Genomic DNA, 17,824 nt, shown 5'->3' with positions numbered 1-17,824 from the left:
CTCATTCTGTAGAGCGGCTTTTTTTAATGTGTTATTTATCCTCCTGGTATTAGTCATTGCTTAGCTACGACTGCAATGAAATCCTGGCTAGGGCAATACGACACAGTGAACGCCGTGTGCTTGAACCAACGCCAGAAAGGACTGAACAGGCACTGTTTCGCTTTTACCCTTCATATGTTGTCGCAGTCTTCCAGATCGAAGTTGATTTCTGCTTAGGGCATCCGGCTCTGAAGGCGCTCCAGCATAATGGCTGCTGTCACTAGGTCTACAATGGTTTCATTGTTCAGGCTTTAGACTTACCGGTTTGCTTCCACATACTTTTTAAAATTGTCAAGGATTGCTTGCCAACCGTCCTGCTGTAGTTCGGGCAGAAGGTTGTCTTCCGCCTCAAACGTCTCTACAATATGAGTTGCTTCACCTTTTGCAGTGAATGCAATGTTTACTTTCCGGCCATCAAGTATAGTATAGGCAATCATTCCCTGATCTTTGAGGGAAGTATAGACGCCTTTAAAATCAAAACCCATACTTCCGTCCTTGGCCGCCATGGTCGTTTTGAATTTACCTCCCTCGCGTAAGTCATTTTCTGCATGCGGGGCGTGCCAGTCATCCGAAGCAAAAGCCCAGTTTGTGATGTGCTGTGGCTCATTCCAGCACGCCCATACCTTCGCTACAGGGGCGTGAACAGTCGTTTCAACGGTTATGGCTGTTTTGTTCATGGTTTCCATTTCTATCTTTTTTAGTGGTGTACTTTAAAATATTTTTCGTTTTCCAGATGGCTATATAGCAGACTTACAAAAACATCATGCCTTGATCAACATGACAAACTTAGCGGGAATATCAGACAAACAACCTGTACAAAAACGACAAAGAAAGGGCATTTTGCGCCACTAATTCTGTATATTAACCCCTATGAAACATGTCTCCATCCTGGTTCCCGAATTGTCGGTGATGCAGGCCATTGCTGACCCGCGTTATCTGTTTACCGCTGTAAACCAGTTTTTAGCCGTAGCAGGAAGGGCGCCCCTGTTCCATGTGCAGCTTGTCGGGTTCAGGTGCGAGGTGAAACTAAACGAGGGGCTCTTTACGGTGCATGCTGACAAGGAACTGAAAGATGTGCCGCAAACAGATCTGGTCATCGTTCCTGCTCTGGCTGGAGATATGGCAAGTGCGGTGGCGGCAAACCAGAACCTTGTGCCCTGGATCGTGGCGCAGTACCATAAGGGGGCTGAAGTCGCCTCGCTTTGTGTGGGTGCCTTTCTGCTGGCTTCAACGGGTTTGCTAGCTGGTAAAAAGTGCTCAACCCACTGGGGCTTTGCCAATGAGTTCAGGGAAATGTTTCCGGATGTGGAGGTGGCTGATGGAAGTATAGTGACCGAGGAAAACCGGCTGTACTCCAGTGGCGGGGCCAACTCTTATTGGAACCTGTTGCTGCACTTGGTGGAAAAATATACAGACCGCGAAACAGCTATACTTGCCTCGAAATATTTTGCCATTGATATAGACCGAAACAGCCAGGCAGCTTTTGCTTTGTTTCAGGGGCAGAAAGGCCACAATGACTCAGCTGTAAAAGCGGCTCAGGAATACATCGAAAAAAATTACAATGACAGGATTTCAGTGGACCAGTTAGCTGAAAAAGTAGCCGTAGGCCGGCGCAGTTTTGAGCGCCGTTTTTATAAAGCCACCCATAACTCGGTGCTGGAGTATATGCAACGGGTTAAAATAGAAGCTGCTAAACGCAGTTTCGAAACCAGTAGAAAAAACATCAACGAAGTATTGTTTGACGTGGGGTATACCGATACCAAAGCCTTTCGGACCGTCTTCAAGAAAATCACCGGACTTACGCCCATCGAGTACCGCAACAAGTATAACAAGCAGGTCCAGCAGAAAGACAAACTTCTGATTCCTTAAAGCTGAATCTATAAACACCAACACATCAACAAAATCAAAAAGCAGGCTCCTTACGATCAGGTAAGGAGCCTGCTTTTTAATTACTTATTCCTGTTATGCCATATCAGGTCTGTTAAGGCAATACTGTAGGTGCCGGAAGCAGCATCATACGTGACGGTGTAGGACTCTGGGTAGTAACCCGGGTCCTCGTACCTGAGCAATGAAGGGATGGGTGTCTCAACTGATTGATTTGCCCCCAGGCTCCTGAGGTAGGCAAGTGTAATCATAGGCTCCAGGAAGGTGACCCTGTCCTTGTTTGAGCCATAAATAAATGTTTTGCTAAAACCTGCAGGTGAAAACTCAGGAGAGGTTATATCCGACCAGTGCACGCCCATGTGGGGGACAGCAAAAGGCACGGGGCCAAAAGTATAGACTGCGGGGAAAATCCCCTTTTCCTGGAGCGTATAGGCCCCTTCATCCACTCCTCCGGTGATCTGCTTAATCTGCCCATGGGTGATGGTATAAAAGTGAAAGTCGAAGTGAGGGATTGTGTACACGCCTTCAGGATCGTGTCCCATTGGGTTCCACCCCACCATTATGGTCTTTATTCCGGTGGAATGTGCCTGACCGGGGAGCTTAAGCACAAACTCTCCCATCTCCTCCGGAAGATTCACCAGTACGTCCTCAGAGAGTTCTATTCCTATGGCAATAGGCTTGCCATTCACCACTTCAACCCAAGTGCGGGCGGTTCCGCCTAAATACGCTGTAAGTGGCCCGTAATAAACAGTCGTTTTTACTTTCTTCTGCTCCTGCTCCAGGGAAGACTGCATGCTACCTGGCTGCACGTCTTCCTGGCTCTCGCAACCAAAAAGGGCGAGCGCAACAAACATTCCCAGCAGCTTATAGCCGCGAGTCCATACTTTAGTCATAGCGTTATTTATAAATTGTTAAACAATAAGTTTAGCGTGACTGCAAGGGATCAGCAGCAGGAAGAAGGGATGGTGCATCAATTTCAGTAAATATAAATAGCATAAACTAATCTCATAATACTTATACTTTATATTCTTAATGCTTTACTAAAATTATTTGGCACATCTTCGAGCCAAGGCCTGCATTGAACGAAAGCCTCTCCTTTTTATCTGGAAAAATGAAGGCAGCAAAATCCGTCAGTATAGGGCGAGCTGTAGGTCGAATCTGGATTGAAAAAATGTGCATATAGTTTAAGAGGGTGCAGATAGGTTGCTTGCCGTGACGCTGACACTGCTTTCGGAATCGGGCTTTTGTGTTCCAAGCCTTGCATATCGCAGCCTACTTGAAACTTGACCATACCGCCTTATGCAATCACACCACATTTTGAATTATATTTGAAGTTATCTTCGACTTTCATCGTCTATACCTCATACAAATGGAGTTTTTTCAGAAACTACTACAGTCCGATTTTATGCCTCACGGGCATTGCTATTTCTGGAAGCCCGAAATTCTGTGGCTCACGGTGGGCGGAGACGCCTTAACAGCAGCTGCATATTACTCCATTCCACTGATGCTCTTTTACTTTGCCAGGACGCGTCAGGACCTGGCACACAAACATGTATTTTTTCTCTTTGGTGCTTTTATCATGCTGTGTGGCACAACGCACGTTATGGATATCTGGACAGCCTGGATTCCCACATATCGGCTCGCAGGGACCATTAAAATGGTAACCGGGCTGGTATCCATCGCTACTGCCGTTGTGCTTTATAAGTCCATTCCTGCCCTGTTGGCCATACCGAGCAATGCTCAGTTGGAGGCATCTAACCGCCAGCTTAAGGCAGAAATAGAGGAGCGTGAAAAAATTCAGGACGAGCTCAACCTGGCGAAACAGGCGCTTGAAGCCCGGGTGGAGGAAAGAACACACCAGCTTCTGCAGGCTAACAACGCCTTAGCTGCCGAAATAGAGGAAAGGGAAAAGACACAGGCGGCCCTTATCACTAAAAACAACGAGCTAATCCAGATCAACTCCGACCTGGATAACTTTGTCTATTCCGCCTCGCATGACCTGAAGGTGCCCATAACGAATATGGAAGGCTTGCTAACTGCACTGAACGAAGAAATGGCTTTGCCCAATGGAGCTGTAGCGCCCATCCTGCAACGCCTGGAAGTGTCTGTCTTAAAACTCAATCGCACCATTCAGGACCTGTCGGATGTGAGCAAGATACAGCGCAGAGCTGAAGAGGAGGTGCTGGAAGAAATATCTTTCGAAAAAGTATTCAAAGACGTATTGACGAATATAAACCACCTGGTTCAGGAGTCCGGGGTGCAAATCGCCTATGATTTCAACAAACAACCCAAGGTGCATTTTGTGTCGCAACACCTGCAAAGTATCCTGCAGAACCTTCTCACGAATGCTATCAAATACCGCTCACCTGGGCAGGCTCCATTTGTGAAGGTAACTACTTCTGACACCGAGGAATATATTGTTTTGACAGTTGCCGATAATGGCATAGGCATCGATTTGAACAAGCACCGAAACAAGATATTCTCCCTTTTTAAGCGGCTTCACGACCACGTAGAGGGAAGCGGCGTGGGGCTTTACGTCACCAAACGGATTCTTGATAACTACCAGGGAAAAATTGAGGTGCAAAGTGAGGTAAACCGTGGCACTACCTTTCAGGTATACTTCAAAAAGCAAGTATAGAATGCTTTGCCACAGGCCGGTTGGGCCAGATATTCTTGATTAGCTTTTGCTGACGCAACCATGTTCAATTCAAGATGCAGTTCTCTTCTACATCAACAAAGATGCTGTTTTAAAATAACCAGGTTCTTTATCAGTTTTCTCTGCTATACATGAAAGCCTATACTTCGTCTTTAAAGCATTATGTTGTGCAGCAACTTAGCGTTTCCAATAAAGAAGCCATTGGCTTTATACTTTCGGGAAGGGTGCTGGTGAACGGCCACAGAGGGACCTTAACCCAGGCGCTGCTCCCCGAGGATGAGGTTAAACTGGACGGGCGGGTTATCAAAGCCCCGCGGGAGAATATCTACCTTGCCTACCACAAGCCATGCGGAGTAGAATCCACCATGAACCCCGATGTAAAGGACAACCTGCTGCAGGCGCTGAATTTTCCGCAGAGCCTGTTTCCGGTAGGGCGGCTGGATAAAGCATCGGAGGGGCTTATGCTGCTCACCAACGACGGCGGAACGCTGTACAAAATCCTTCATGCGGAGACGCTACAGGAAAAAGAGTACCAGGTAACCGTAGACCATCCACTCACACAGCAGGCACTGGAGCAGCTTGCTGCCGGTATCGTTATTATGGGAAAAACCACAAGGGCTGCTCTCGTGCGGCAGGTAGATGAAATAACTTTCACCATTGTGTTGACCCAGGGGCTAAACCGCCAAATCAGGCGCATGTGCTACAAGCTCGGATATGAGGTGAAGAAACTTGTGCGCACCCGCATCATCAACCTCGAATTAGGCGATCTGTCACCGGGGGCGTGGCGGCACCTCACAAAGGAAGAAATTAAGCGCTTGATTCAGGAAGTAGCTTGCTGAGGCTGCGGCCATACTTCCCCCACCCTATAGTGTTTCCTTAAAAGACTATCACGCAGAAGGCAGTACATCTTAAGTTAAGTTACAGTTATACTTATAGAAAAGGCCGCTCCACCTTCAGTGGAACGGCCTTTTCTATAGAACACTCATACTTGCTGCTTCTTGTTTCGCAAGCTTCAGGAATGCCTGACTTTATACTTGTAGGTTAAAGATACTTTTGGAGACTGCGTCAAGTATAAACTAGCGCATCAGGAACTGAAAACGGCCTATGTTTTTCAAGGCAATGCCCGTGCCTCTCACCACGGCCAGAAGCGGGTCATCCACCACATGCGTGGGGAGCTTGGTTTTAGATGATATTCTTTTATCCAAGCCACGAAGCAGCGCTCCGCCGCCGGTGAGGAAAATACCGGACTGGTGAATATCGCCGGAAAGTTCGGGAGGCGTGATCTCCAGGGTTTTCAATACAGCATCCTCTATTTTAGAGAGCGATCTGTCCAGGCAGTGTGCCACATCTACATACGAAACAGAAACCTGCTTGGGGAGGCCCGTCATCAGGTCCCGGCCACGAATGGTTATATCAACGGGTGGGTCCTGTAACTCAGGCAAGGCTGATCCCACCTCCACTTTTATACGTTCCGCTGTAGGCTGACCGATCAGGATGTTGTGTTTGCGGCGCATAAAGTGCACAATCTCGGCATCAAAAGTATCTCCCGCCACCCGCACCGACTGGTCGCAAACTATCCCGCTTAAGGCAATCACGGCAATCTCGGTGGTGCCCCCGCCAATATCGATAATCATGTGCCCGGTTGGCTCTTCCACGTCCAGCCCTATGCCGACGGCAGCCGCAATAGGCTCGTGCACCAGGTGCACCTCCCGAGCGCCGGCAATCACGGCGGAATCACGGATAGCGCGCTTTTCCACCTCTGTGGTGCCAGAGGGTACGCAAATCACCATCTTGTAAGAAGGTGTAAACCGGCTTTTCCCATTGCTAACCATTTGCAGCATGCCTTTTATCATCTGCTCGGCGGCATGGAAGTCAGCTATAACGCCGTCCTTAAGGGGACGCACAATCCGGATGTCATCGTGGGCCTTTCCTTGCATTTGCATGGCTTTTCGCCCCACGGCAATCATCTTTCCTGTTCTTCTGTCAAAAGCCACAATAGAGGGCTCATCCACCACAATCTTGTCTTCATGTATGACCAGAAAATTTGCCGTGCCTAGATCTATGGCAATTCCCTGGCTAAAGTAATTCAGTAATCCCATGTAATTTTTTTATTCTAACGCTTCACTCGCCGGAGCCTTGCCTTTAAGTATAAATTTTCTTTTGCCTTACTCCGCCCAGCTAAAGATACTGAACTCCCGCAGCTTCCGGCTGCTAAATCAGCTCCACCAAGCTATAAGTACTTCATGCCATGCATGTTAATTTTTAACATGCAGCTCAGATATGAAAAGCGGTAATTAGCTGTCCCTATTTCAAATGAAATATAGCAGGATTGTTCGGAAGTATGACATGGTTGTTTGTACTTTTCTGTGCCGGGGCCTTTGAGCGGGCCGACATTAAAACTTGTAGGATAGGGGAAAATACTCTACTCCAGCACAGGCACCGTAGTACACGACCTCTACTTGCGGCACATCTACTTGGTTTGCGTTGGCTCCAACAAGTAGCAGCTTCTTTAATTGAAGGAAATTTTCCTGATCCGGTTTGGCCGGTATTCCGAAACGTAGATGTTCCCCCTCTCATCAAGGGCTATACCCACAGGGGTATCAAACAGAGCAGTTGATCCGTTGCCATCAGCATAGCCGGAAGCATGACCGGCCAAAACGCTCGTTGTACCCGAAGGAGAAATCTTGTGGATACGATGGAACTCCGGGGTAAGCGCTGCTTCAGTTACATAGATGTTCCCCAATTCATCCGTTGCGATTCCGGCCGCATCCCTTACAGTAGCCAGGGTACTTACCACCCCCGCCAGCGTTATTTTTCGAATGTGGTCATCCACAGAATCGATCAGGTAAAGGTTGCCCTGGTTATCGATGGTCAACCCTCTGGGATAATTGAACTGTGCGGCGCTGCCTGTTCCATCAGCAAAACCCGGCTTTCCGCTTCCCGCCAACGTTCTGACCTTTCCCTCCGGAGATATTTGGCGGATACGTTGGTTTTCCAGATCCGACACGTAAATATTCCCTTGCACATCCACCGCTATACCTGTTAAGGCAGTGAACTTGGCCACACTTATATCTCCATCAGCATAGCCGGGTGCGCCTCCTCCTGCCACCGTGCTTACATCTCCCGACGGAGTAATCTTGCGGACACGGTTAAAGTCCGTAACATAGATATTTTCCTGTGCATCAGTTGCTATGGCGTCAAGATTAGTGAATTGTGCGGTGCTGCCAGGTCCATCTTTGTGGCCCAGTTCCCCACTGCCTGCCAGTGTGGTTACCTCGGCTGCGGGTGTAATCTTTCTGACGACGTTATTCGCTGCATCAGCCACGTATATATTGCCTTGGGCATCTGTTGCAACACCTCTAGGTCCATTAAACCGTGCCTGGATACCGGCGCCATCGACCAAACCTTCTCCACGTCCTGCAAAAGTAGTAACCATAACAGCCTCAGACTGTGGCCTCTCCTCTTTTTCACAGGCCAGCAGCAACATTACCATTCCTGCTATGATACATTTGTTAGAAAGCCATTTTGCTGCCATGGTACATAAACATTTAGGAGGTATGGCTATACATTAAAATATCTGTCCCAGAAGCAGGTTCAAACTATGGCGGCAGCCGCAGCTTCTTGTCTATAAGCTTCCTCTTACATTTTTGAACTCCCCTTCTATCTCGACTTTGGGTGCGTCCGGGCCAAAAGGAGATGAGGTGAGGCTTGCCCTCAAAGTGCCACTATAGTATTTATCGTTTTCTATGGATGTAAAAGTGACTGATGCGTAATCGCCTACTTCTGTTGCGGCTGCTTTTAGAGTTGGCAGGTAAAGCCTGTGCGTAGCTTCCAAAGAATCGACAGCAGTGCTTACTGTATCGCTATATGTTTTGGTTTCCAGCGAAGCGGCATTAAGTTGCAGAATTAAGGCCTCGCCATACATTTGAGGAGCACTGGAGTGAAGTACGAAATAGGAGGCGTAATTCGAGAGACCGGGACCGCACAGCACGCAAACCGGAATGCCATTACCCGGCCCATTCCATTCCAGCAATGTTCCGTTCACAGTAAATTTGAAAGTAGCCACAGGCTCAGGGTCTGATTCAGCGCAAGACAAACTTAGCACCATACTGGCCGACAGCAAATAAAACAATATTCTAAGCTTCACCATAATCCAGTTTTCGCCTGTGGGCCGCACCTAACCTTTTGTTTGTTATACGAAACTGACAACGCCTAGTAGCTTACTTTCAATTGTTTATTGCTCAAAACAAAAGAACTCACAGTAAGTCCACCGAGAGTTCTTTTGTTTTATTATTACAACTTCTTTTACCGCATTACCTCATGTATACTTGATTTACCAACTGCCAAGAGACTGAACTTTAGCCTTGGCTAGCAAGAACATAATCCCCAACTATACACAGTTCTGAAAGCAGAGATTTATACTTGCACCACATCAGTACATCAGTTCAGTTACTAGTATAGCAGATAAGGCTAGGATGATAATAAAAAATATAATTCTTACTTGCTTCATTTTCATAGTGTAAAGGTGTTTAAAGTGCAAATTTTACGGCAGGTGCAGGCTCTGACTTTACCTGCCATACTTCTTGTAAAGGATGTAACCAATAAAGAACGCAAGGCTTACGCCGGATACCCAGATTAGCCCTGTTTTAAGGCGTTCGCTGTTCTCCCCCAGCCAGGCCAGCAGCAGTGTCAGCGGGATGATGCCTGCCAGGGTAGCGGCGATAAACCTGAGGTAACCCATTCTGGCGATGCCGGCCACAAAGCTCACAGCATCGTTTGAGAGGAATGGCGATATCCTGGCGATGATAATTGCCCAAATGCCGTACTCCTCCATGAAACCTTCAACCTTGCGCTCTGTTTTTTCGCCGATGAGCCTGCTCACGCCCGCCTGCCCCAGACTACGCCCCAGCCAGTAGCCGATGGTAGACGCCACCCCCACGGCCACCACTGCAATCACAGAGCCCCAAACAGGACCGTATGCAATAATGGCCACCAGCATCAGCGCCACTACATTAATAACCAGCAGAAACATCTGCGCTACCATGGCCAGTACAATAAAGAACGGCCCCCAGAAACCGAACTGCTCCACCCATGCCGAAATGCGCTGCTCATCCCCGCTTGTGAGCACAGCCCATGCTTCCTGCACCCCACCCTTAAAACCTGGAAAGACAAAGTAAGCGGCAACGAGGCCGCCGATAAGTAGGACAGTCCCTATCAAAGGCCATTTGCTTTGGCCGTTATTAGCGTCATGCTCTTTATCTGTTCCTATGCCTGTTTCGGTGGCTTGTTTATTTTCGGCTTGGGTGTTTTCCGGCATACATGTAAGTTGATTTACTCTGAAAAAAAGTATGGCAGCCCAGGCCTAATATATTTCTGGGATGAGCTTAGGCTGCCCCGGGTTTAGTATTGATAATTGATCGAGTCGCTTTCAACCGGATACAGCAAAGGCTTTTGGATGCTGCAATCGCTACGCTTGCTCAATTATTGAGGGTTCTCTATTAGATCCCTTTGTCATACTTTACAATCACCCCAGTGCCTTTTTTACCACCTTCGCTGGCAATGTACATCGCTCCGTTGCTGTCGAAGCTAAGGCCTTCTGGTTGCATCAGTTGTCCTTTATCCAGGTCAACAGCTCTCTGAATAGCGCCTGCTTCACTTAGCACCAGCAGCCGCTCATTCACGGCATCCAGCAAGTATAGCTCTCCAGTTTTCGGATGGATCTCCAGGGATGAAGGCTGGAAAACATCGTACTTGCTCTTTTTCTTTTTGCCTTTTGCAGCAAACTGCTTCTGCGCCAGCGGAATGGTGATAACAGGCTTTTGAGCCATTTTCCTTTTCCCCAGATCAAAGGCGTATATCCCTTTGTTGTCTCCTAGTCTGGTGTCAAAGCCCTTGCCGGCAACAAGCAGGCGGTTATTCTTTTTGTCCAGGGCCAGCCCCTCTGTGTTGTGCTCCGGTGTCAGCACCGACGCGTGTGTCGTCACTTCGGGTTTGGGTCCTAAAAAGGCTGCAACTTCAATCAGGGTGCCGTCACTTCGGAGGATGTAGGCGGTGTTGCCATCCACAGCTATGCCTTCGTAGTCGCCTGGCCCTGCGAACGCAATCTTACGCTTTACCGCTTTAGTGTTCAGGTCGTACAGGTAAATGGCTCCCTCCTCATCCTGCACACAGGCCATCAGGTTATCGGGCAGCTGGGCGATACCCGATACTTCACGCAGTGCTGCGGGCAATTCCCACTTTACAACACTTTTGGGCAGCATCTCCTCCGTCGTTTCTATTGTAGAAACAGGTTTCGGGGCATCGCCAAAAGACTTTATAGCACCAAAAGTTATGGCTCCCGCTAAAGAGGCGGCAACTGCTATCTTTTTAAATGGTATGTTTATCATCGTTTATATTTATAAGAGTATGACTGGCAAGTATGAACAGGCGTTTATTGTCTCCTGCCCATACTTGTAACCATGTTAATTTATTCCCAATAATTTAAGTTTTGCTGCTCTTCGCCAGCTTCATCAAACACAAGTTTGGTGTCCCTCCACATAGCGTCCAGCTCCACCTGGTAAAAGGCCTGACCGGCTTTTTCTACTATTTCCACATCGTCTACCTTCTTGTCTTTGTAGTTGAGGTTCAGGGTGTGTTGAATTGCCTCCGGAAGCTCCGCTACCATTAGGTCCCTTTTCGTCTGCACGATTGTACCGCTGTTATCTACCAGTACAGTGAGCTCTGTGGTGTCGCTGTCAAACTCTGCCTCGAATCCCTGCTCATGCTTCTGCCACTCCACCAGGGTAACTGTGGGGTAAGCTTTCGCAAAAGTGTTTACGACTACAGATGGTACTTTATCCTGTGGAATATCCTGGCTGGCGCAGGAAGAAAAAATAAACATAAGCGAACAGGCAGCGGCGAGTGCTATTATATTTAGATTCATAACATTCTCTTTTTTAGGTCTTATAATGAAGATACCTAACAAAGGTAAAGGCCGAATCTGTAGAGAATTGGGAATCGGGTGAGATACGTGAGGTTTAAAAATAATCTTAAATAAAGGAGAAGCTTATTGGTGGGGCGGGTGGAAAGAGAGCGTTAGGATGTGTTTACCGGTAAAGCTATACTTTACCTGAAACCTGTAAAGGTTCGCAATGGCCTTCACGATCGGAAGCCCAAGTCCGGTAGAGGCCTCGCTGGGACTATCCTGCTGGAATCGAGAAAACATGCGCTGCTCGTTCAGGGCGCTAGTCTTTCCACTGTTAGCGACAACCAGTTTATCGCGGCTGACGGTTACCTCCACAAAGCCCTCCTGGTGGTTGTGCACGATAGCGTTTTTGAGCAGGTTCGTAAGCAGCACACTTGCCAGATCAGGGTTCATGCGCACCCTGCAATCTCCTTCTTCCACCAGTGTAACGGCGAGGCCTTTGTATTCGGCCTGATCAGAAAAATCATCAAGCAGGGTTTTGATTACCTGATTGATGTTGACTTCCTCCTCTACCTGAAACTGCCTGTTCTCGATCTTGGAGAGCAGCAGCAGCGACTTGTTCAACCGCTTCATACGCTCCAGGTTGTTCACTGCGCCGGCCAGCAGACGCAGTTGCTCCTCGGTCAGGTTGCTTTCCTCCAGCAGCAGCTCAAGCTTGTTCAGGCTAATGGCCAGCGGTGTCTGCAGCTCGTGCGAGGCGTTCTCGATAAACTGCTTCTGGCTCTGGTAGGTATCGGTGCTGTTCTGGATAAGTTTCGAAACGGCATCATGCAGCACCTGAAACTCCTCCACGCGCGTCTCCTCATACTTGATCTGGTGCTGCTTCTCCAGGCGGAAATCCCTGAGCTGCTGCACCAAACGGTAAAAAGGTTGCCATGTCTTTTTCAGCAGGAAATTATTTAGAACGAGAATAATAGCTATAAGCCCCAGGTACAGCCAAAAGATAGATACCAGCAGGTCCTCCACCAGGTCATCGGTCTCTACCATTGAGTTAATAACCCGCAGTTCGTAAAAATTGCCGTTGTGCCGGAAAACAGTCTTCAGCATGCGCACCGGCTCAAAGTCCTGCTCATTCACCATAAACATAGCCGTGTCGCTGTACACATCCGTCACCCGGAATACCTTGGGACCTGCGATGGGCTTGATGGCATAATTATTCTCTCCAAAGCTGCTTCTTTGCAGGATGGTACTGTCTGCCGCCGCGCGCTGCATAATCAGCAGTTTATAGTTTCCCAACCCGTCGTCGAGGCTGTCGTAAATCTCATCGAGCAGGCTGTAGTAGAGCAGGGCCGACCAGCCCGTGATAACCACGAAAAGTATGGCCGCAAGGTACGAAAGGGTGTGGTTCAGCAGTTTCATGCCAGCAGCAGTTTATACCCTATGCCGTAGATGGCCTGGATCTCCAGTTGCGCCCCATGCTCCTTCAGCTTTTTGCGGAGGTTCTTTATCTGGGAGTAGATAAAGTCAAAGCTGTCCACCTCGTCTATCTGATCTCCCCATACGTGCTCGCCCAAGGCGGTTTTGCTCACCAGACGGTTCCTGTTAGAGATAAAATACAGCAGGATGTCATACTCCTTGCGGCTGAGAAGGAGCAGCTGGTCGTTCACATGCACCGCACGCTCCTCGGGGTCTACCCGCAGGTTGTTTATTTCAATAATGCGGCTGCCCTCAAACTTTCGTCTCCGAAGAACCGATTTCACACGCGCATGCAGTTCTGCCATGTGAAAGGGTTTGGGCAGATAGTCGTCGGCTCCCAGGTTGAGGCCGGCCACCCTGTCATCAACCGAATCCCGGGCCGATACGATGATTACGCTCTGCGCGGCATCGAGCGCCTTCAACTCTTCCAACAGCACCAGCCCGTTTCCGTCAGGCAACGAGATATCGAGCAGAATGCAATCGTAGTCATACACATGAATCTTATCCATGGCAGCACGGAAAGTAGTGGCTGTCTCCACCACGTACTTCTCCCCTGTCAGGGATTTGACCATGTTGTCGAGCATGGCGGGCTCATCTTCTATCAACAGGATCTTCATAAGGAGCTAAAGCTATGGGATAATTCTGTAACAATTCAGGAACCGGTCTGCAATCTTGAGCCGCTGTTGCCGTCCTGCCGGACCTGTATTTGGCAGAGCCGGCGCCCGGATTACCTTATACGGTAGACGAAGGCAAGTCCTCCGGCTCCCTGGTTGTAGTAAGGGGCAATCCCAATGCTTTGCTTTTCTTTGAAATTGTTCAGGATGCTGCGCTGCAACAAGGGGTAGGCCAGGTAGGCAATTTCAGCCGACAGAATGCCCACACCCGCTCCCGTAAGCACATCTGAAAGCCAGTGTCGGTCGTTTAGAATGCGCATCATACCAGTTGCCGTGGCAAAGGAATAGCCGGCCACGCTGTACCAGATACTTTGGCGCCCATACTCGCGGTGCAGAAAAGTAGCATAGGCAAAGGCTGTGGAGGTGTGGCCCGACGGGAAAGCATCGTTGCTCTGCCCATCGGGGCGGTTGATTTTGGTCAGGCTTTTCAGGTTGTTGGTGAGGCTGCGGTTAACAAAGTAGGTCATGCCGAGCAATACTGCCTGCTCGGTAAAATGATGCTCCCCTTTTACGCCAGAAAGGTTTAACCCTACAACCATCAAAATGGGCGCAAAGCCGGTATGGTCATCCAGTGAGGTTTTGAATTCAGGGTAGTTGCGCTTCACCATGTTTCTAATTCCTTCGCTTCCCTCAAACATGCCTTCATCTCCCATGTGCGTAATTCCCCAGCCAATAAGTATACTTGGCACAATAGCTTGGCGCACCAATGGGTGCAGGTTTTGCCTTGCCTCCCTCACCCAGTGGCTGGAATCATTCTGCTGCGGCACAAGTGGCACCACGGAGGACGCTGAATCAGGTTCAGTTGATAGCTGTGCCTCAGCCTGGGAGGCGCATAGGAGCACGAGGAATGTGAGTAGCAGTGGTTTCATGTATGTTGTCTTTTTGCAGTACAACTTTACCGCTCAATTCTGGAGAAATACTGTAGCGACAACATATCAATCAGGAAGTATGAAAAAAGGGCTGAATCTGCCAGCAAGTATAAATTGCTTTGTGCCAAAGCATTTGTATCTTAATATTCCAAAAATCAAAGCAGTATGGTCATAACAAACCCTAGAAACATAGCTATACTTCTCCTGGCACTAATCTTCTCTTTTAGCGCCCGTGGGCAAGTTGCAGAAGCCGAGGCAGACTTACGTCGGATAATGGACGAGATGGATGTGGTGGGTATGTCTGTGGCTGTGGTCAAAGACGATAAAATAATTTACTCCAACGCCCTCGGCTTGCAGGATGTGGAGCGGAATGCTCCGCTGAAGGAGGAGCACATTTTTCGGATTGCCTCCATTTCCAAGTCCTTCTCCGCCACGTCCGTCATGCAACTGGTTGAGGCCGGAAAGCTGTCGCTGAGCGATGACATGAGTGATCTGGTAGGCTTTAGGGTGCGTAACCCGAAGTATCCGGAAAAAGTCATCACCCTTAAAATGGCTCTCTCCCATACTTCCAGCATCAACGACAGTGAAGGCTACTTTAACCTGGATGTGATTAACCCTGCTAAAAACCCCGATTGGGCCAAGTGCTACAACGACTATGAACCGGGCAAGGGCTACGAATACTGCAACCTTAACTTTAACATGATCGGCACCATCATCGAGAAGAAATCAGGGGAGCGGTTTGACCAGTATGTAAAGCAGCATATTTTGAACCCTTTGGGCTTGTACGGCGGCTATTGGGTTGAGTCACTGGATTCCACCCGCTTCGCCACCTTGTACGCCTATGATCCTGCTACAAAAGAGTATACTCCGTCGCCATCGGCTTACGCACCGCGCCGCGAGGAAATCCAGAACTATGTGATGGGTTACAGCGCGCCCATCTTCTCACCTACTGGAGGCATGAAGATGTCTGCCACCGATCTGGCAAAATACATGTTGATGCACATGAACGATGGTGCGTATAACGGCGTCAGGATTATCTCGAAGAAGAGTGCGAAGAGGATGCAGAAAAAGGTGGCAGAGAATGGCTATGGACTTGCTATTGACAACGTGGAGAACCTGATACCCGGCAAAACCATGCGCGGCCACACGGGCACCGCCTACGGCCTTTATAGCGCCATGTTCTTTCATCCGAAAGAGAAATTCGGAATTGTAGTGCTAACCAACGGCAGCAATACGCCAGCCGAAGAAGAGCCAAACCAGGTGATCGTGGCGACGGTAAACAGTCTCTACAACCACCTGATTAAACAACAGTAGCATGCCTTGATAAAGGCTGCTAGTTAGCAGCTATCTTTTCTTTCTGTTCATCCTTTTTGACTGGCTGGGCAGGATATAAAAACTTGCGCAGCTCTTTCAGGTAATTTAAGCTCCCGTTGGTCACGTTGCTTAGAACGATGATGGCGCTGTGGTCTTTCGGGTTTCGGAGCAGGTAGGTATTGTAGCCGTGCCACAGGCCGCCATGATACACCACCGTGTCCCCGCTTTCCACCTGCTTCAGGCGCCAGCCAAAACCGTAATCTTCCTCGTTTTTGATGCCCGGGCTATAGCCTATAAAAGCTTCCGCCAGCGTTTCCCGTTTCACCAGCTTCTGGGTATACAAGGCCTGGTCCCATTTGTACAGGTCTTCCACAGTAGAATAAAGGCCTTTGTCACCCAGCACTGTATCCAGGTAGTCAGGCGTTCTTTTCCGCCGGCCACCGGTGTACCCCGTCACAATGCCTTCATTTTGCACGGCCAGTTCCGGCCTGAAAGTATAGGTGCGCGTCATTTCCAGGGGTTCAAATATCTCCTCCTGCAGGTATGTATCAAAGGGTACGCCTGAGGCTTTCTCCACAATGGAGGCCAGCAGCGCATAGCCGGTGTTGCTGTAATCGAAGCGCTTGTCCGGGGTGAAGTAATATTTCGGCTGATGGGCAGCCATCAGGTGAAGCACGTCGTCGTTTGTGAGCGAAACCTTACGGTCGGGCCAAAGCTCATCGCTGAAGTAAGTATAGTTCGGCAAGCCGGACCGGTGCGTGAGCAAATGGCGAATGGTGATGCCTCTGTACGGAAAATCCGGCACATACTGCTGCACGCTGTCATCATAGCTGAGCTCCCCCTCCTCTTTCAGCATCATGATGGCCATGGCCGTAAACTGCTTAGAAACAGAAGCCAGCTGGAAAACAGATTCGGTGGTAAGGGTGTCTTTGCACTGAAAGTCGCCATAGCCAAAAGCCCCCTTGTAGATTACCTGGTCATACTTGGTCACCAGCACCGTGCCGTTAAAGCCTCTTTTCTTGTGCAGGCGGCTAAAGATAGAGTCCAGCTGGTGACCCAACTGCCGGGCACTGTCCGGGGTGAAAGAGGCTGGCACCACCACCAACTCACGGCCCTCATTGTCCGGGAACATCGTCTCAAACAGTGTACTCTTTTTATCTTCCGAACAGGAAAGCAGCGCCAAGCAGAAAGCAGATGCGGCCATGCACCTGGTCAACAGTGATTGTAATCTAAGAAAAGCCATACCTTATAACCAACACAAATTTCAGCGTTCAATATAAGGCATCTCAGGCATTATCCCTGCTTAAATTTTATTCAATTTTGACCTAAAGCTTAAATTTGCAGCAGCTTTTTGCCCACCCCCCTGGCGCAGCTGAAGACGGGCCTCTTGTCGGAACCTGACCTTGCTACGCTAAATCACTTCTGTACTGCTTTTTTTTGTCCTGCTACTCGTGCACTTTGTTCGGAATTTGATCACAGGGACCTTCGTAACGGACAAACATGTGGATCCAGAGCGCACGCGACAAACGGAAGATGACAGGCAGCAACCCAATTACCACCACGGCCACCACGCCCATCATCATGGCAATGGTCACATCCTCCACAAACTGGTAAAGTATAAAAAGCGAGACAATGAAAATAGCCACGTTAAAGGCGAAGCTGACGTACATGGCGCCGTAATAATAACCGGGTTCCGGCTCAAACGCCTGCCCGCAGCAGGGGCAGCTTTCGTGCATGTCCGCAAACTTTGTGCTGTACAAAGTTCCTTTCGTGAACATATTGCCTTCCCGGCACCTGGGGCACTTGGCCGTGATTATACTGTACAGGACTGATCTTTTCTGATTCATGGTTGATTACTCCAAAGCATTACAAAAGCAAAAGTACGATAGCAGGCGAAAAACCAGCGGTACAAAAGTCTCCCTTTACTGCACTTTTCGGCCACTTACCACAGTGCCAGAAAATACATTGCTGCCTTTAACTTCTACATACTTAACTTGTGTCCCGTAAA

The 17,824-nt window shown here is 48.9% G+C and carries 17 protein-coding genes; 4 read left to right on the top strand and 13 right to left on the bottom strand.

Annotated elements, in window-relative coordinates; genetic code table 11:
- Positions 1 to 296: 296 nt before the first annotated feature.
- The gene (locus tag A0W33_RS16765; RefSeq protein ID WP_068839244.1) at positions 297 to 725 is read right to left on the bottom strand and encodes an SRPBCC family protein; all 429 of its coding nucleotides are present in this window, start codon (positions 723 to 725) and stop codon (positions 297 to 299) included.
- 184 nt (positions 726 to 909) lie between these two features.
- On the opposite strand from A0W33_RS16765, the gene A0W33_RS16760 reads away from it, so the two are divergent.
- Complete coding sequence (locus tag A0W33_RS16760) at positions 910 to 1,908, top strand: GlxA family transcriptional regulator (RefSeq protein ID WP_068839243.1); 999 nt, start codon at positions 910 to 912, stop codon at positions 1,906 to 1,908.
- 80 nt (positions 1,909 to 1,988) lie between these two features.
- Here A0W33_RS16760 and A0W33_RS16755 read toward each other — a convergent pair whose 3' ends face one another.
- Positions 1,989 to 2,816 (bottom strand): hypothetical protein, encoded by an 828-nt coding sequence (locus tag A0W33_RS16755; protein WP_068839242.1) that lies wholly within the window; start codon positions 2,814 to 2,816, stop codon positions 1,989 to 1,991.
- A gap of 476 nt (positions 2,817 to 3,292) precedes the next feature.
- On the opposite strand from A0W33_RS16755, the gene A0W33_RS16750 reads away from it, so the two are divergent.
- Both A0W33_RS16750 and A0W33_RS16745 read left to right on the top strand, forming a co-directional pair.
- Positions 3,293 to 4,561 (top strand): sensor histidine kinase, encoded by a 1,269-nt coding sequence (locus A0W33_RS16750; protein WP_068839241.1) that lies wholly within the window; start codon positions 3,293 to 3,295, stop codon positions 4,559 to 4,561.
- Positions 4,562 to 4,710: 149 nt separating this feature from the next.
- Entirely contained in the window at positions 4,711 to 5,418 is a 708-nt protein-coding gene (locus A0W33_RS16745; protein ID WP_068839240.1) for a pseudouridine synthase, read from the top strand.
- Between the two features lie 237 nt (positions 5,419 to 5,655).
- Here the strand turns inward: A0W33_RS16745 and A0W33_RS16740 are convergent, their stop codons facing one another.
- From A0W33_RS16740 to A0W33_RS16700, 9 genes are all read right to left on the bottom strand, one after another.
- Positions 5,656 to 6,678, bottom strand: a complete 1,023-nt coding sequence (locus A0W33_RS16740) for a rod shape-determining protein (RefSeq protein ID WP_068839239.1) — start codon at positions 6,676 to 6,678, stop codon at positions 5,656 to 5,658.
- 410 nt (positions 6,679 to 7,088) lie between these two features.
- Positions 7,089 to 8,015 (bottom strand): NHL repeat-containing protein, encoded by a 927-nt coding sequence (locus A0W33_RS16735; RefSeq protein WP_172798132.1) that lies wholly within the window; start codon positions 8,013 to 8,015, stop codon positions 7,089 to 7,091.
- Between the two features lie 189 nt (positions 8,016 to 8,204).
- Positions 8,205 to 8,729 carry a hypothetical protein gene (locus tag A0W33_RS16730; protein ID WP_139237071.1) on the bottom strand — a complete coding sequence of 175 codons (525 nt, stop codon included), beginning with the start codon at positions 8,727 to 8,729 and terminating at the stop codon, positions 8,205 to 8,207.
- A gap of 417 nt (positions 8,730 to 9,146) precedes the next feature.
- On the bottom strand, positions 9,147 to 9,896 hold the full coding sequence (locus A0W33_RS16725; protein ID WP_068839237.1) for a TVP38/TMEM64 family protein: 750 nt from the start codon (positions 9,894 to 9,896) through the stop codon (positions 9,147 to 9,149).
- A 181-nt stretch (positions 9,897 to 10,077) separates the two neighbouring features.
- Positions 10,078 to 10,965, bottom strand: coding sequence for an SdiA-regulated domain-containing protein (locus A0W33_RS16720; protein ID WP_068839236.1), 888 nt, complete (start codon positions 10,963 to 10,965; stop codon positions 10,078 to 10,080).
- A gap of 80 nt (positions 10,966 to 11,045) precedes the next feature.
- Positions 11,046 to 11,501 carry a PepSY-like domain-containing protein gene (locus A0W33_RS16715; protein WP_082815286.1) on the bottom strand — a complete coding sequence of 152 codons (456 nt, stop codon included), beginning with the start codon at positions 11,499 to 11,501 and terminating at the stop codon, positions 11,046 to 11,048.
- A gap of 123 nt (positions 11,502 to 11,624) precedes the next feature.
- On the bottom strand, positions 11,625 to 12,902 hold the full coding sequence (gene porY / locus A0W33_RS16710; RefSeq protein ID WP_068839234.1) for a PorY family sensor histidine kinase: 1,278 nt from the start codon (positions 12,900 to 12,902) through the stop codon (positions 11,625 to 11,627).
- The gene (locus A0W33_RS16705) at positions 12,899 to 13,576 is read right to left on the bottom strand and encodes a response regulator transcription factor (protein ID WP_068839233.1); all 678 of its coding nucleotides are present in this window, start codon (positions 13,574 to 13,576) and stop codon (positions 12,899 to 12,901) included. Before A0W33_RS16705 ends, porY begins: the two co-directional genes overlap by 4 nt.
- A gap of 110 nt (positions 13,577 to 13,686) precedes the next feature.
- On the bottom strand, positions 13,687 to 14,502 hold the full coding sequence (locus tag A0W33_RS16700) for a phosphatase PAP2 family protein (protein WP_071890080.1): 816 nt from the start codon (positions 14,500 to 14,502) through the stop codon (positions 13,687 to 13,689).
- A gap of 165 nt (positions 14,503 to 14,667) precedes the next feature.
- On the opposite strand from A0W33_RS16700, the gene A0W33_RS16695 reads away from it, so the two are divergent.
- Positions 14,668 to 15,816: a serine hydrolase domain-containing protein gene (locus A0W33_RS16695; protein WP_068839231.1), complete on the top strand. Its 1,149-nt coding sequence runs from the start codon at positions 14,668 to 14,670 to the stop codon at positions 15,814 to 15,816.
- A 19-nt stretch (positions 15,817 to 15,835) separates the two neighbouring features.
- Here the strand turns inward: A0W33_RS16695 and A0W33_RS16690 are convergent, their stop codons facing one another.
- Entirely contained in the window at positions 15,836 to 17,020 is a 1,185-nt protein-coding gene (locus A0W33_RS16690) for a serine hydrolase domain-containing protein (RefSeq protein WP_229802053.1), read from the bottom strand.
- A gap of 241 nt (positions 17,021 to 17,261) precedes the next feature.
- The gene (locus A0W33_RS16685; RefSeq protein ID WP_068839230.1) at positions 17,262 to 17,663 is read right to left on the bottom strand and encodes a DUF983 domain-containing protein; all 402 of its coding nucleotides are present in this window, start codon (positions 17,661 to 17,663) and stop codon (positions 17,262 to 17,264) included.
- Positions 17,664 to 17,824: the final 161 nt, after the last annotated feature.

The organism is Pontibacter akesuensis (assembly GCF_001611675.1).
GTDB lineage: Bacteria > Bacteroidota > Bacteroidia > Cytophagales > Hymenobacteraceae > Pontibacter > Pontibacter akesuensis.
Note: the sequence above shows the minus strand (reverse complement) of the source record. Positions and strands in the feature narration are given on the sequence as shown.

Bases quoted from the DNA above. Each gene is read 5' to 3' on its own strand.
- A0W33_RS16700 (WP_071890080.1), bottom strand. From the start codon at position 14,502: ATGAAACCACTGCTACTCACATTCCTCGTGCTCCTATGCGCCTCCCAG.
- A0W33_RS16730 (WP_139237071.1), bottom strand. From the start codon at position 8,729: ATGGTGAAGCTTAGAATATTGTTTTATTTGCTGTCGGCCAGTATGGTG.
- A0W33_RS16705 (WP_068839233.1), bottom strand. From the start codon at position 13,576: ATGAAGATCCTGTTGATAGAAGATGAGCCCGCCATGCTCGACAACATG.
- porY (WP_068839234.1), bottom strand. From the start codon at position 12,902: ATGAAACTGCTGAACCACACCCTTTCGTACCTTGCGGCCATACTTTTC.
- A0W33_RS16685 (WP_068839230.1), bottom strand. From the start codon at position 17,663: ATGAATCAGAAAAGATCAGTCCTGTACAGTATAATCACGGCCAAGTGC.
- A0W33_RS16740 (WP_068839239.1), bottom strand. From the start codon at position 6,678: ATGGGATTACTGAATTACTTTAGCCAGGGAATTGCCATAGATCTAGGC.
- A0W33_RS16765 (WP_068839244.1), bottom strand. From the start codon at position 725: ATGGAAACCATGAACAAAACAGCCATAACCGTTGAAACGACTGTTCAC.
- A0W33_RS16690 (WP_229802053.1), bottom strand. From the start codon at position 17,020: ATGGCCGCATCTGCTTTCTGCTTGGCGCTGCTTTCCTGTTCGGAAGAT.
- A0W33_RS16755 (WP_068839242.1), bottom strand. From the start codon at position 2,816: ATGACTAAAGTATGGACTCGCGGCTATAAGCTGCTGGGAATGTTTGTT.
- A0W33_RS16720 (WP_068839236.1), bottom strand. From the start codon at position 10,965: ATGATAAACATACCATTTAAAAAGATAGCAGTTGCCGCCTCTTTAGCG.
- A0W33_RS16760 (WP_068839243.1), top strand. From the start codon at position 910: ATGAAACATGTCTCCATCCTGGTTCCCGAATTGTCGGTGATGCAGGCC.
- A0W33_RS16725 (WP_068839237.1), bottom strand. From the start codon at position 9,896: ATGCCGGAAAACACCCAAGCCGAAAATAAACAAGCCACCGAAACAGGC.
- A0W33_RS16745 (WP_068839240.1), top strand. From the start codon at position 4,711: ATGAAAGCCTATACTTCGTCTTTAAAGCATTATGTTGTGCAGCAACTT.
- A0W33_RS16715 (WP_082815286.1), bottom strand. From the start codon at position 11,501: ATGAATCTAAATATAATAGCACTCGCCGCTGCCTGTTCGCTTATGTTT.
- A0W33_RS16735 (WP_172798132.1), bottom strand. From the start codon at position 8,015: ATGGTTACTACTTTTGCAGGACGTGGAGAAGGTTTGGTCGATGGCGCC.
- A0W33_RS16750 (WP_068839241.1), top strand. From the start codon at position 3,293: ATGGAGTTTTTTCAGAAACTACTACAGTCCGATTTTATGCCTCACGGG.
- A0W33_RS16695 (WP_068839231.1), top strand. From the start codon at position 14,668: ATGGTCATAACAAACCCTAGAAACATAGCTATACTTCTCCTGGCACTA.